This window comes from Pseudomonas sp. FW305-70, from assembly GCF_058783925.1.
Genome location: NZ_JBYSYZ010000007.1, coordinates 47,055 through 60,947, shown reverse-complemented (window position 1 = coordinate 60,947; position 13,893 = coordinate 47,055). Strand labels below are relative to the sequence as shown.

13 protein-coding genes are annotated in these 13,893 nt (G+C 58.5%); 6 read left to right on the top strand and 7 right to left on the bottom strand.

Annotated elements, in window-relative coordinates; genetic code table 11:
- Positions 1-4 precede the first annotated feature (4 nt).
- Together kdpA and kdpF are read right to left on the bottom strand one after the other, a co-directional pair.
- Positions 5-1,699, bottom strand: a complete 1,695-nt coding sequence (kdpA, locus tag AC3WN7_RS07725) for a potassium-transporting ATPase subunit KdpA (protein WP_095966377.1) — start codon at positions 1,697-1,699, stop codon at positions 5-7.
- 8 nt (positions 1,700-1,707) lie between these two features.
- Complete coding sequence (gene kdpF, locus AC3WN7_RS07720; protein WP_007899818.1) at positions 1,708-1,797, bottom strand: K(+)-transporting ATPase subunit F; 90 nt, start codon at positions 1,795-1,797, stop codon at positions 1,708-1,710.
- A gap of 351 nt (positions 1,798-2,148) precedes the next feature.
- On the opposite strand from kdpF, the gene rfbB reads away from it, so the two are divergent.
- The 6 genes from rfbB (at position 2,149) to AC3WN7_RS07690 (ending at position 7,679) form a co-directional block, all read left to right on the top strand.
- A complete protein-coding gene (rfbB, locus tag AC3WN7_RS07715; RefSeq protein ID WP_015094007.1) occupies positions 2,149-3,231 on the top strand; it encodes a dTDP-glucose 4,6-dehydratase in 1,083 nt (360 codons plus the stop codon).
- Positions 3,228-4,100, top strand: a complete 873-nt coding sequence (gene rfbA, locus AC3WN7_RS07710; protein WP_015094006.1) for a glucose-1-phosphate thymidylyltransferase RfbA — start codon at positions 3,228-3,230, stop codon at positions 4,098-4,100. Before rfbB ends, rfbA begins: the two co-directional genes overlap by 4 nt.
- A 49-nt stretch (positions 4,101-4,149) precedes the next feature.
- Positions 4,150-5,019 (top strand): dTDP-4-dehydrorhamnose reductase, encoded by an 870-nt coding sequence (gene rfbD, locus AC3WN7_RS07705; RefSeq protein WP_102674255.1) that lies wholly within the window; start codon positions 4,150-4,152, stop codon positions 5,017-5,019.
- Positions 5,020-5,279: 260 nt separating this feature from the next.
- Positions 5,280-6,644 carry an ethanolamine permease gene (gene eat / locus AC3WN7_RS07700; RefSeq protein WP_102674256.1) on the top strand — a complete coding sequence of 455 codons (1,365 nt, stop codon included), beginning with the start codon at positions 5,280-5,282 and terminating at the stop codon, positions 6,642-6,644.
- A gap of 142 nt (positions 6,645-6,786) precedes the next feature.
- Entirely contained in the window at positions 6,787-6,954 is a 168-nt protein-coding gene (locus AC3WN7_RS07695) for a DUF2897 family protein (RefSeq protein WP_007973599.1), read from the top strand.
- Positions 6,955-7,121: 167 nt separating this feature from the next.
- Positions 7,122-7,679, top strand: a complete 558-nt coding sequence (locus tag AC3WN7_RS07690) for a TetR/AcrR family transcriptional regulator (RefSeq protein ID WP_095966372.1) — start codon at positions 7,122-7,124, stop codon at positions 7,677-7,679.
- Here AC3WN7_RS07690 and fabF read toward each other — a convergent pair.
- The 5 genes from fabF to AC3WN7_RS07665 form a co-directional block, all read right to left on the bottom strand.
- Positions 7,676-8,950, bottom strand: coding sequence for a beta-ketoacyl-ACP synthase II (fabF, locus tag AC3WN7_RS07685; protein ID WP_095966371.1), 1,275 nt, complete (start codon positions 8,948-8,950; stop codon positions 7,676-7,678). The two genes, AC3WN7_RS07690 and fabF, sit on opposite strands and share 4 nt — an antisense overlap.
- Before the next feature lie 31 nt (positions 8,951-8,981).
- Entirely contained in the window at positions 8,982-9,776 is a 795-nt protein-coding gene (locus tag AC3WN7_RS07680) for an SDR family NAD(P)-dependent oxidoreductase (RefSeq protein WP_095966370.1), read from the bottom strand.
- A 481-nt stretch (positions 9,777-10,257) separates the two neighbouring features.
- Complete coding sequence (locus AC3WN7_RS07675) at positions 10,258-10,593, bottom strand: ComEA family DNA-binding protein (protein WP_095966369.1); 336 nt, start codon at positions 10,591-10,593, stop codon at positions 10,258-10,260.
- Between the two features lie 112 nt (positions 10,594-10,705).
- The gene (locus tag AC3WN7_RS07670; RefSeq protein WP_095966368.1) at positions 10,706-12,700 is read right to left on the bottom strand and encodes a polysaccharide biosynthesis protein; all 1,995 of its coding nucleotides are present in this window, start codon (positions 12,698-12,700) and stop codon (positions 10,706-10,708) included.
- Positions 12,701-12,803: 103 nt separating this feature from the next.
- Positions 12,804-13,829 carry an MraY family glycosyltransferase gene (locus AC3WN7_RS07665; protein WP_095966367.1) on the bottom strand — a complete coding sequence of 342 codons (1,026 nt, stop codon included), beginning with the start codon at positions 13,827-13,829 and terminating at the stop codon, positions 12,804-12,806.
- Between the last annotated feature and the right edge of the window lie 64 nt (positions 13,830-13,893).

The following is a 13,893-nucleotide window of genomic DNA, read 5'->3' as shown; positions in this document are numbered from 1 at the left end:
TTCCTTAGAAGCCCATACTCAGGTGTTCAGCAATAGGCCCCAGTGCCAGGGTCGGCAGGAAGGTCAAACCACCCACCAGCAAAATGGTCACGGTCAGCAAGGTCACGAACAGCGGGCCGTGGGTCGGGAAGCTGTTCTGGCCAATCGGTGCGGTTTTCTTCATCGCCAGGCTGCCGGCCAGGGCCAGAACCGGGAGGATGTAACCGAAGCGACCGATCAACATGCCCAGGCCCAGCATCAGGTTGTGAAACGGCGTGTTGGCACCGAAGCCACCGAACGCCGAACCGTTGTTGGCACTGGCCGAGGTGTAGGCGTAGAGCAACTGACTGAAACCGTGGGCGCCGGGGTTGCTCACGGCAGCCACCGGACCTGGCAGGCTGGCGGCAATCGCGCCGAGCACCAATACGCCAATCGGCATGACCATCAGGGTCACCACCAGCAATTGCACTTCCCTGGCTTGCAGTTTCTTGCCGAGGTACTCCGGCGTACGACCGATCATCAGGCCGGCGAGGAACACCGCGATCAACACGTTGAGCAACATGCCGTAGAGCCCGGCACCGACACCGCCGAAGATCACCTCGCCAACCATCATGTTGACCAGCGCGACCATGCCGCTCAGCGGGCTGAGGCTGTCATGCATGCCGTTGACCGAGCCGTTGGACGCCGCCGTGGTGGTTACCGACCAAAGCACCGTGGCGGTAGTGCCGAAACGCGCTTCCTTGCCTTCCAGCGGCGCCGTCTGCTCGACGGCTACGTTGTTCAGGGGCGGGTTCGGCTGGTATTCAGCCCATAGCGAGGTCGCGCCGCCGATCAGAAACAGCGCCAGCATGCAGGCGATGATCGCGCGACTCTGACGCAGGTCCTTCACGTAGTGGCCGAAGGTGAACACCAGCGCCACCGGGATCAGGATGATCGAGGCCACTTCGAACAGGTTGCTCCAGGCCGTCGGGTTCTCGAACGGATGCGCCGAGTTGACGCCGAAGAAGCCGCCACCGTTGGTACCCAATTGCTTGATCGCAATCTGGCTGGCAGCCGGGCCCAGGGGAATGACCTGGTCGACGCCTTGCACCGTCACCGCATTCACGTACTGCGCGAAGGTTTGCGGCACGCCCTGCCAGACCAGATACAGCGCCAGCAACAGGCACAGCGGCAGCAGGCCGTAGAGGGTGGCGCGGGTCATGTCGACCCAGAAGTTGCCCAGCGATGCCGTGGATTTGCGCCCGATGCCGCGGCACAGCGCAACCAGTACGGCCAGGCCAGTGGCGGCGCTGACGAAGTTCTGCACGGTAAGGCCGGCCATCTGGCTCAAGTAGCTCAAGGACGCTTCGCCGCTGTAAGACTGCCAGTTGGTGTTGGTCATGAAACTGACGGCGGTGTTGAACGCCTGCGTCCACTCCTGACCCGGCAGGTGTTGCGGGTTCAGCGGCAAATGGCCCTGGAACAGCAGGATCGCGAACAGCAGCAGGAAACCCGCAAGGTTGAAGGCGAGCAAGGCCAGGGTGTATCTCTGCCAACTCTGTTCGGCGTGCGGATCGACGCCGGCCAGCCGATAGCAACCACGTTCGACCGGGCCCAGGACCGGCGACAGCCACGTGCGCTGCCCCTCCATTACCTTGTAGTAGAAGCGTCCGAGAAACGGCGCCGGGACCCATACCAGGGCGAAAAACCCGAGGATCAGCCAATAGTCATAACTGTGCATAGCCGCTCCTAGTTCCGGTCCGCGCGCAACAGCGCAACCAACAGATAAATGAACAGCCCCACTGCCAACAGCAGTGACACTCCGTCCAGAACGCTCATGGAAGTTCTCCGTGTTACGGCGTATTGCCGCGTGTGGAGTCATTGTCGGAAAGAAGGCTGTAAAGGAACGAGACCGTGGGTGTGGGCCGGGCATAAAGAAAGCGTAAAAAGTGGTTTTACGCTGGGGTTATGGGGTGCGCGAAGGGGCTCCGGTACGGAGAAAACCGTGAGTTTCGCAGGTAAAGCTCTAAATTTTGCGCAAGATTTAGTGAGTGAAGGCGGCAAGTCATGGATAATCCAGCCCGATTGGCACGACGTAACCGAATACGAATGGGGTCAGGAATTCTTGCGCCTCCTCGCTCGTGCCTGCAAGCTACCGATATTCGCATTACTGAAAAAGGCTGGCCCAACATGCGTATCCTTATTACCGGCGGAGCCGGTTTCATAGGCTCGGCCCTTGTTCGCGAGCTGATCCAACACACTGAGCATGATGTGCTCAACCTGGACAAACTGACGTATGCCGGCAATCTCGAGTCGCTGACCAGTATTGCCAACAACACTCGTTACGAGTTCGTTCAGGCCGATATTGTTGACCAGGCCACCGTCAGTGCAGTGCTGGCGCGTTTCCAGCCTGACGCGATCATGCACCTGGCAGCCGAGTCCCACGTCGATCGTTCCATCGATGGTCCATCAGAGTTCATCCAGACCAACATCGTCGGCACCTACAGCCTGCTCGAAGCCACCCGTGCCTATTGGCAAGCCCTCCCGGAGCCTGAGAAAAGCGCCTTCCGCTTTCATCACATTTCCACCGACGAGGTTTACGGTGACCTGCACGGCGTCGATGACCTGTTTACGGAAACGACGCCCTACGCACCCAGCTCGCCCTACTCCGCCAGCAAGGCCGCGTCCGACCACCTGGTCCGCGCCTGGCAGCGAACCTATGGCCTGCCGGTGCTGCTGACCAATTGTTCGAACAATTACGGGCCTTTCCACTTTCCCGAGAAATTGATTCCGCTGGTTATCCTCAACGCCCTGGCCGGCAAGCCACTGCCGGTTTATGGCAACGGCCTGCAAGTGCGCGACTGGCTGTTCGTCGAAGATCACGCCCGGGCACTGCTCACAGTGGTGACCACCGGCAAGGTCGGCGAGACCTACAACATCGGCGGGCACAACGAACAAAAGAACATCGACGTGGTGCGCGGCATCTGTGCCCTGCTTGAAGAACTGGCACCGCAAAAGCCGGAGGGCGTTGCGCATTACGCCGACCTGATCACCTTCGTCCAGGATCGTCCTGGACATGACTTACGCTACGCAATCGACGCCAGCAAGATTGAACGCGAACTGGGCTGGGTGCCCGAAGAGACGTTCGAAACCGGCTTGCGCAAAACCGTTCAATGGTACCTGAACAACATGGACTGGTGCCGCCGTGTTCAAGATGGCAGCTATCAGGGCGAACGCCTTGGCGCCATCAATTCCAAGGAGTTGCTCCCATGATGAAAGGTATCGTTTTGGCAGGTGGCTCGGGCACACGCCTGCACCCGATTACGCTCGGTGTGTCGAAACAGCTGTTGCCGGTCTACGACAAGCCCATGATCTACTACCCGATCTCGGTGCTGATGCTGGCCGGCATCAAGGATATCCTGCTGATCTCCACCCCGCAGGATCTGCCGCAATATCGCAATCTGCTGGGTGACGGCAGCCAGTTCGGGGTGAACTTCAGCTTTGCCGAGCAGCCATCTCCGGACGGTCTGGCCCAGGCTTTCCTGATTGGCGAGGAGTTCATTGGCGATGACCCTGTGTGCCTGATCCTGGGCGACAACATCTTTCACGGTCAGCACTTTGGCGAACAATTGCAGAACGCGGCACAACGCTGTTCCGGCGCCACCGTGTTCGGTTATTGGGTCAAGGACCCCGAACGCTTCGGCGTCATCGATTTCGACAGCGAGGGCCGTGCGCTTTCGATCGAAGAAAAACCGAAAAAGCCAAAATCCAGCTATGCCGTAACCGGCCTGTATTTCTACGACAACGACGTGATCGAGATCGCCAAGGCGGTGAAACCTTCGCCTCGCGGCGAGCTGGAAATCACTGACGTCAACAATGCCTATCTGCAACGCGGAGACCTGCAGGTCGAGCGTTTTGGTCGAGGTTTCGCCTGGCTCGACACCGGCACCCACGACAGCTTGCTCGAAGCCTCTCAATACGTGCAGACCATCGAACACCGCCAAGGCCTCAAAGTCGCCTGTCTCGAAGAAATAGCCTATGAAAATGGCTGGATCAACCGCGAACAACTGCTGGAACGCGCCCAGTACTTCGGCAAGACGGGATATGGTCAGTACCTGGCCAAATTGGCAGGGGGAGAGTAATGAGCCTGTGTGAGCCCGATTTGCCCCATGGCGAGACTGAACCGTTCTCATGAAAGTACTCATCAATGGCAGACATGGTCAGGTCTCACACGAGCTGCAACGCCGACTGGGTGTGCTCGGCGAATTGATCGTATTGGGTCGCGAACAGCTCGATCTCGCGCAACCCGATCAGATTCGCCGCCAGGTGCAAAACCTCAGGCCCGACCTGATCATCAACGCGGCAGCCCATACAGCGGTTGACCTGGCAGAAAGCGAGCCGCAAGCAGCCTTTGCCATCAACGCGATCGCTCCCGGCATTCTCGCCGAAGAGGCGCTGGCTCTCGACATCCCGTTGATACATTACTCCACGGACTATGTTTTCGACGGATTGAAATCCGGACCTTACAACGAGGACGACACGCCCAATCCGCTCGGCGTATATGGTAAGAGCAAGTTGGCCGGTGAGCAGGCTATCAAGGACGTGCAAGGCAAACACCTGATCCTTCGTACCAGTTGGGTCTATTCAAACCATGGCCGTAACTTTCTGCTGACGATGCAGCGATTGCTGCAAGAGAAACCGGAGTTACGTGTAGTTGCCGATCAAATCGGAGCCCCTACCTGGGCCGGCACACTCGCCAACAGCACCCTTGCCCTGATTGAACACTGGCAGGCGCGCGAGGTGGCCAACTGGGGCATTTATCACTTGACCGCTCAAGGTGAGACCTCCTGGTTTGGTTTCGCTCAGGCAATCGGCGAAGCATTGCGACAACAGGGCAAACCCTGCGCCGCCCTGTTACCGATCCCGTCCAGCGACTACCCGACGCCTGCTGCCCGGCCGCTCAACTCGCGCCTGGATTGCAGTCGCTTGCAACGCGATTGGGGCGTCAGTCAACCTGACTGGCAGACGGCGTTGCGCGAGTGCCTTACCGAACAAACCTGAACATCAACGGCGGCCCGCGCTTGCTTTGAAACACGACGTATCCGCATCGCAGCGGCGTCGTGTAGCAGACAGGCGGGCTTGCTCGCGAAAGCGGCATTTGTAGCAACGACGCCCCCGACTGACGCACAAAGTTCGCACATTCGGTTGCGAACATCTCCGATACGACGCCTTTCAGCCCATTACGACGCCCCCTCGAAAAATGGCACGCCCACTGCACTGGCCTCCCCCCGAGCGTTCCAAACCACTCAGGGAGCAAGCGCATGAACACACAACTCAAACCCACGCTGGGCACGTTGCATCTGTGGGGCATTGCCGTCGGGCTGGTGATTTCCGGGGAGTATTTCGGCTGGAGTTATGGCTGGGGCGTGGCCGGGACCTTGGGTTTTCTGGTGACCTCTTTCATGGTCGCCACCCTGTACACCTGCTTCATCTTCAGCTTCACCGAGCTGACCACCGCCATTCCTCACGCTGGAGGCCCCTTTGCCTACAGCCGTCGTGCGTTTGGGGAAAAAGGCGGATTGATCGCCGGCCTGGCGACATTGATCGAATTCGTCTTCGCCCCACCGGCGATTGCCCTGGCCATCGGCGCCTATCTCAATGTCCAGTTTCCAGCCCTGGACCCGAAACACGCGGCAGTCGGTGCCTATATCCTGTTCATGGGTCTCAACATCCTCGGCGTGAAACTGGCGGCGACCTTCGAACTGGTGGTCTGTGTGTTGGCGGTCGCTGAATTGCTGGTGTTCATGGGCGTGGTGGCGCCGGCGTTCAGCTTCAGCAACTTCGCCCTCAATGGCTGGGCCGGCACCGACGTGTTCGGCGCTCCGGCGATCGCCGGAATGTTCGCGGCCATCCCCTTTGCCATCTGGTTCTTCCTGGCCATCGAAGGCGCCGCCATGGCCGCCGAAGAAGCCAAGGACCCGAAACGCACCATTCCCAAGGCCTACATCAGCGGTATTTTGACCCTGGTGCTGCTGGCGATGGGCGTGATGTTCTTCGCCGGTGGCGTCGGCGACTGGCGCACCCTGTCGAACATCAACGACCCGCTGCCCCAGGCGATGAAAACCGTGGTTGGCGAAAGCTCCGGGTGGCTGCACATGCTGGTGTGGATCGGCCTGTTCGGCCTGGTGGCGAGTTTCCACGGGATCATCCTTGGCTATTCGCGCCAGTTCTTCGCCCTCGCCCGCGCCGGCTACTTGCCGGCGTCCCTGGCCAGATTGTCGCGTTTCCAGACTCCCCACCGGGCGATCATCGCCGGCGGCGTGATCGGTATCGCGGCGATCTACAGCGACGGTTTGATCAACCTCGGCGGCATGACGCTGACGGCGGCGATGATCACCATGGCAGTGTTCGGCGCCATCGTCATGTACATCATGAGCATGCTCAGCCTGTTCAAACTGCGCAAAACCGAGCCAAACCTGGAGCGCACCTTCCGCGCGCCGTGCTACCCGCTGGTGCCGTTCATTGCGCTGATGCTGGCGGTGGTATGCCTGGTGGCGATGGCCTGGTTCAACACCTTGATCGGCCTGATCTTCCTGGGCTTCATGGCCGCAGGTTTCGTGTACTTCACGCTCACCGCGCAATTGCGCGCCGATGCACCGGCGGATGCGATGCTGACCGGACTTTGAAAGCGTTCAAGTGAAGCTTGAACAACAGGCATAGAATGGGGGTGATAGCGATGGAACTGCGATGAAATCCCGTCACTCAAAGTGCTATACGCGATCGGTTGGCGAACCCTCGTCGACCCGCCTGCTTTTCAAGGAGAATCCTATGCCCTGGTATGCCTGGTTGATTCTGGTCGTTGCCATTGGCTCGATCGTTGGTGGTCTGATGATGCTGCGCGACACAGCCCACAAAGTCGAACTGACCGAAGAGCAACGTAAGCGCGTCGCCGAACGCAATGCGGAAATGGACGCCAAGGAAGCGCAGGACCGCTGAATGAAAACCCCGCCTTGAACAGCGGGGTTTGTTTTTACGTGGTTTGCCCTGAAATCATGCCGCTTTGTACCCATATCGAAGCATCTGCATGCTTTTTAGAAATAGAAGTACAGTCACCATGCAATTTTCATTGGTTAATATGGGCCGCATTGATGCGGAGATATCAGATGCGTTACTCGCAGGACCATAAAGCCCAGACCCACCAACGCATAATCAAGGAAGCTTCAGCGCGATTTCGACGCGACGGTATCGGCGCGACCGGGCTGCAACCTCTGATGAAAGCGCTGGGCCTGACCCACGGTGGCTTTTACTCGCACTTCAAGTCCAAGGACGAACTGGTGGAAAAAGCCTTGCAAGAGGCTGGCGCACAAGTCGACGAATTGTGCGCGCAAATCTTCGCCGAGGAGCATCCTCTCGAAGCCTTCATCGACGCTTACCTGTCCGAATGGCATCAAACCTCACCTCACGAGGGTTGCCCGCTGCCGACCATTTCTTCGGAACTGGGGCTGCGTGGTCAACCGAGCCCCACCAGCGACGTCGTGCTCCAGGCGCGACTCGACCAGATCCGGCGCACCCTTGACGGAGAGCGCACCGCCGACCGCAGCATCGTCATCATGTCTACGCTGGTCGGCGCCTTGCTGTTATCGCGCAGCGTGGCCGACGCCGGGTTTGCCCAACGGATTCTCGACGTCGCACGCGAACACCTCAAACACCCGCAGGATTAACCCTGCCAACGCTTGAACAGCACACTGGCGTTGACCCCGCCAAATCCGAAGCCGTTGGACAACGCATATTCGATGGCCATCGGCCGTGCGCTGCCATGAACAATGTCCACGCCTTCAGTGGCAGGGTCCGGGTTTTCGAAATTGAGGGTCGCCGGCACGACCTGGTCGCGGATCGCCAGTAGCGTAAAGATCGCTTCGAGTCCACCCGCGGCACCGAGCAAATGTCCGGTCGCCGACTTGGTCGATGTCACGGCGATGCCGTTTTGCGCACCGAACAACGCCTTGATCGCCGCCAGCTCACCCAGATCCCCCACCGGAGTCGAGGTTGCATGAGCATTCAGATGCTGGACCTGAGCCGGTGAAACACCGGCCTGTGCCAATGCCAACGACATCGCTCGCCGCGCACCGCTGCCGTCCTCGGGACCGGCGGTCAAGTGATAGGCATCGGCGCTGGTGCCGTAGCCGACCAGCTCCGCCAGGGGCTTGGCGCCCCGGGCCAGCGCATGGTCCAGAGACTCGATGACCAGTAGCCCGGCCCCCTCCCCCATGACAAAGCCATCGCGACCACTGTCGAAAGGTCGTGAAGCGCGTTCAGGCGTATCGTTGTAAGCACTGGACAAGGCGCGAGCAGCGGCGAACCCGGCAAGGCTGACCCGATCGATCGCCGCTTCAGCACCGCCGCACACCGCGATATCCGCCTCACCCGCACGAATCATTCGCGCCGCGTCGCCAATTGCCTGAACCCCGGCGGCGCATGCCGTGACCGGCGCGCCCAGTGGCCCCTTGAAGCCATGCTGGATCGACACATGACCGGCCGCGAGGTTGACCAGAAATGAAGGAATGGTGAATGGAGACAAACGCCTCGGACCACGGCTATCGGTAGTCCGTACTGCGTCGGCAATCGCACCGAAACCACCCACGCCTGAACCGATGATGGTGGCCGTGCGCTCCTGGGCATTGGCATCCAGCGCTTGCCAGCCGGCTTGCTCCAATGCCTGACGCGCGGCTTCCATGGCGAACAGAATGAAGCGATCCATCTTCTTCTGTTCCTTGGGTGGAGTCGCCAGGTCCGGATCGAAACCCGCCTGCGGGTCATCCGCCAAGGTCGGCACCGCACCGCCGACCTTGGCCGGCAGATCGGCAACCACCTCATCCGGCAGATTACGCAGCCCGGAACGCCCGGCCAACAGCCGCTCCCAGACCACTTCGACACCGCTCCCCAGCGGCGACACCAGGCCCATGCCTGTTACAACCACACGACGATCATTCATACCGCTCACACCTCAATCTGATTGATGGCACTTACCGATAGCGGGCAGCAGCCTTGCTTTTGGACAGGTTAGGCGCCATCACAAGACGCGCCGCCACGAACGCATTCCAATCCGCCGCATCGGGCAATGAAGGAATAGTGATCAATTCACCCTGATCCAGACCCGACAATGCAGCATCGACCATCTCACCCGCCTCCATCACCATGTCCGCAGGAATTTGTGACGCATCGATGCCGGAGCGCTCCCAGATCTCGGTTCGGGTTACACCGGGCAGCACCGCCTGGATCTTCACCCCAGTGCCGTCCAGTTCGGCGTTCAACGATTGAGTCAGGCTCAATACATAGGCCTTGCTGGCGCTGTAGGTCGCGTTGAAACGCTCGGGAAACAAGGCCACCACCGACGCAATATTGATGATTGTGCCGCGCCCGGCCTTGGTAAAACCGGCTGCAGCCGCCGCGGCCAATCGCGTGACAGCGGTGATATTCAACTGAATCATTCGCTCCAGCTGGTCGATATCGGCATTGGCCAAAAGCCCGTCCGCCGCCACGCCGGCGTTATTGAGCAACAGACTGATACTCGAATCGCTGCGTAACCGCTGTTCGAGCTGCAGCACGTCTGCTTTTTGAGTCAGGTCCGCCTTCAGCACTTCAACCTTGATCCCATGCTCCGAACGCAGTTTGCTCGCGGCCGCCTCCAATCGCTGTTCGTCGCGAGCCACGAGCAACAAATCAAAACCACGGGCCGCCAACCGCTCGGCGTAAACCGCCCCTATACCGGAAGAAGCGCCGGTGACGAGGGCCGTACCTCGGGACTGAACTGAATTCATGACGGTGCTCCTGAAGGATGCTGAAGGACGCCTGACGCCAAGGCACTTCGACGCAAGCGGTATTTATTATACGCATAATTCAAACGAAATATGATAGCCGTAATTTTCCATATCCACGAAGCGGTCGGCTCTCGTCGGTGCCCAGGCCTGCATGAGAGAGTAGACCCTGTATGAACGCAAAACCGCGCCGAACCTCTACGATGGTATGAACGGTATTGCGGGCCGACCGATAAATGGCGGGGCGGATGAACAGTGCGTATTCAGCGGTGACTGAGCGACAGGACTTTCATGCGTCGAAGCAGCCCGATAGTCGATCAAAGCGATGTCTGATTGGCGACCCTGCTGAACAACGCGGGCCTGTACTTTGTCTGATTTCAGGTAACCGAAAAACCATTCAAGTACTGCGACTGGTCCGCCGGGCATAACTCTCGCTATAGACAAAGGCCGATCAATGACCGGCCCTTGTCGTCCAGTCCCGCCCCTAGTTCACCTCGATCCTGTCGCGGTTCCTGTCCAGAAGCGCTTTGCCGATACCCTTCACTTCCAGCAACTCGTCAACTGACGCAAACGCACCATTACTTTCACGATAAGCAACAATTGCTTTCGCTTTGGCCTCGCCCACTCCCGTCAGCTCACGTTGCAACGTAGATACATCAGCACTATTGAGATCGACTTTACCGGATGGCGCCTGGACGGCAACATCCTGCACCAGAGGCGCATTCATCGCCTCAGGCGCCTTGACAGGCGCGGCGATTGCCGTAAGAGAAGCACTGGTGAGGAGGGCGAATACCAGAGAGTAGAAACTGCTTGTACGCATAAGTGAAGCTCCATGCCGTCGTTTGAGAAAGCAGCTTTTCCGAAGCTGCTCTCCAAACCTAGGCTATGCCATGGGACTGTCAAAAATGTGTACGTTACAGCATATGAAACAATCAGGGCTCAAGGCGGCGCTGCTGGTAGATCCAGTCGACAATCTCACCGTCGGGGGTGTAGCCGCTGACAGTGTCGCGCAACAACTGGCGGACGCGCGTGTAGTCGTCCTGATCCACCGCTGCGAGCAACTCGGTCAACTTGCCCTTCAGCAAATCCCAGGACAGGTGATCCTCGTTGGCCGTCATGATCATCGGATGCTGTGTGGCTGCTACGTTGTCACCGATCAGTAGCTCTTCGTAAAGCTTTTCGCCCGGACGCAGCCCGGTGAACTCGATAGCGATGTCACCATGCAGGTTTTTTTCCGAACGAACACTCAGGCCGGATAAATGGATCATCTTCTCGGCCAGTTCAACGATTTTCACGGGCTCGCCCATGTCCAGGACAAAAACATCCCCCCCCTGCCCCATGGAACCCGCTTGAATCACCAACTGCGCCGCTTCCGGGATGGTCATGAAGTATCGAGTGATCTTCGGATGCGTGACCGTCAGAGGACCACCCGACTTGATCTGCTTGTGAAACAGCGGAATGACCGAACCCGATGACCCCAGGACGTTACCAAACCGCACCATCGTGAAGCGCGTTTTGTTCACACGGGAGACATTGCTCGTATCTCCGAACAAAACCGGAGCCAACTCACGACTCAGCGCTTGCAACGTCAACTCGGCAAGACGTTTGGTGCTACCCATGACATTGGTGGGACGCACGGCCTTGTCCGTCGAAATCAGGACGAAGTTGGCCACTCCTGCCTGAAGTGCGGCCTGGGCCGTATTAAGCGTGCCTATTACATTATTGAGCACACCCTCGGCAATGTTGTGTTCGACCATAGGCACATGCTTGTAGGCGGCTGCGTGATAAACCGTGTCCACTCGCCAGGTTTTCATGACGTCCAGCAACTTGTCCGGGTTGCGAACCGATCCGAGAATCGGCAGGAGACGGATGGACAGCGACTCTCGAGCGACCCGCTGCTCCAGCTCGGACAAAATGGAGTAAAGGTTGAACTCGCTGTGTTCAAACAGAAGAAGCGTTGTCGGGCGCAGCGCCAGAATCTGCCGGCAAAGCTCTGAGCCAATGGACCCTCCGGCGCCCGTGACCAACACGGACTGCCCCGTGATGCAATGTTCGAGTAAATCAGCCTGGGCCGGGACGGCGTCACGCCCGAGCAGGTCGGCAATGTCTACTTCCTGGATATCGTCGACCTTTACCCGGCCACTGGCCAGATCCATGAAACCCGGGACGCTACGAACGTGCAGCGGAAAGCCTTCGAGAAACCCGAGAATCTCGCGACGGCGGCCACGGTTTGACGAAGGAATGGCGAGGAGAATTTCCTGGGCACCGGTGTTATCGATCATCTGCTGGATGTGCTTGGGCTTGTACACCTGCAATCCGGAAATCACCCGGTCGGCGATCCCGCTATCGTCATCGATAAAGGCAACAGGCCGCATGACGCGCCCCATCCGCAAGGCTGCAACAAGTTGATTACCCGCCGACCCTGCGCCGTAGATAGCCACTTTCGGCAGACCGTCATCCCGGCTGGTAAACGGGACGTGCTGGGCGGCGCTGAACCAGTCGCCCATAAAGTACTGACGCATGGCCAGGCGCAGACCGCCGATCATGATCAGGCTCAACCACCAGTAGTTGAAAATGATCGAGCGCGGAACGACGTTTTGATGATTACTGTACCAGTACACCACGACGCCAAGTATCAGGGACGATAGTGTCACCGCCTTGATAATGGCAATGAGCGCGTCATTTCCAAAGTACCGCATGACCGCACGGTACATGCCAAAGCGAATGAAAAGAGGAATGGCGATGACAGGTGCACTGACAAAAAGCCAGACATGCTGAGTGAACGGGTTGACCAATTCGTCCACCCCAAGTCGCACGACAAACGCCATCCACAGGGCACACCAGACCAGCGAAATATCAGTCAGGACCTGCAGAATGCGTTTATGTCGTCTTGGCAGACTTAACAACTTTGCCCGAATCTTATCCATAACCCCTCTAAACACCTGTCGAAGCTCCTAGCATTGATACAGCAACTGCAGCTTTCGGTAACTCACTTACCGACAAAGCAATACTCAAAAACCAATGCGTTCATCACGCCTTGCCAGCGATTTCCAACTCGCCCGCGTGAAACTTGAAAGCCAGCAACACCAGAGGCACGTAGGCCAGGGCCACGCCTGCCACGCCATCGATATATTGCATGACGACCAATATAGCCACTGGCACTAACCACAACAAATTGATCGCAGCAATTGTCAGCGTGACCGCCCGATGGCTGCCATATTGTCGTGAAGCATACTGGTATCCATGACTGCGATGGGCCTCATAAACCTTATCCCCACGCAACAGCCGACGAATGAGGGTAAAGGTGGCATCAACAATAAAAACGCCCAACAATATGAGCCAGGCCCAGAGGAACAGTGGATTCGTCCATGCTGCATAGAGCGACATCACCGCCAGCACTATGCCCAGAAAACCACTGCCGGCATCGCCCATAAAAATCTTCGCTGGCGGGAAATTCCAGGCGAGGAAACCCGATACGGCCATCGCCAGCACCAGCGGAGCAATCGCGAGGTTGGTGTGGCCTGCGATCCAGTAGACCAGGCAAGCACCGACACAGGCACAAATCGCCTCGACGCTGGCCAGGCCATCAATACCATCCATGAAGTTATAGAGATTGAGCATCCAGACCAAGTAGAAGGCGCCGATGACATATCCGAACCAACCGAGACTGAACTCGAAGCCGAACAGGTTGATCGACGCCATCCCGCCAATCCAGATCAATGCCCAGATGGCACCCGCGAAATGCGCAAGCAGGCGCCAGCGCGCGGCAATATGCCCATGATCGTCGAGAAACCCGATGATCGCGATCCAGCCGCCGGCCCCCAGCAGAGCCAGCGCTATCGGCCAGGCGACGGCATCTGTCCAGGCCAGGACTGGCAACGCGATCAGAAAGCTCAGGACGATAGCCACACCACCACCCCGGGGGGTCGGGACCGAGTGTGAACTACGCGCATTAGGAACATCTATCAAGCTGCGTGCCAGCGCGTATTTGCGCAATGCACCGGTGCCCAAAAATGAAACACCCACCACCAACGCCAACAACCATATTGTGTTCAAAGGTCAACTTCCTGAAACAGCCACAATCAATTCTGCAATTGAACCGGCATTGCCATAAGCCAGC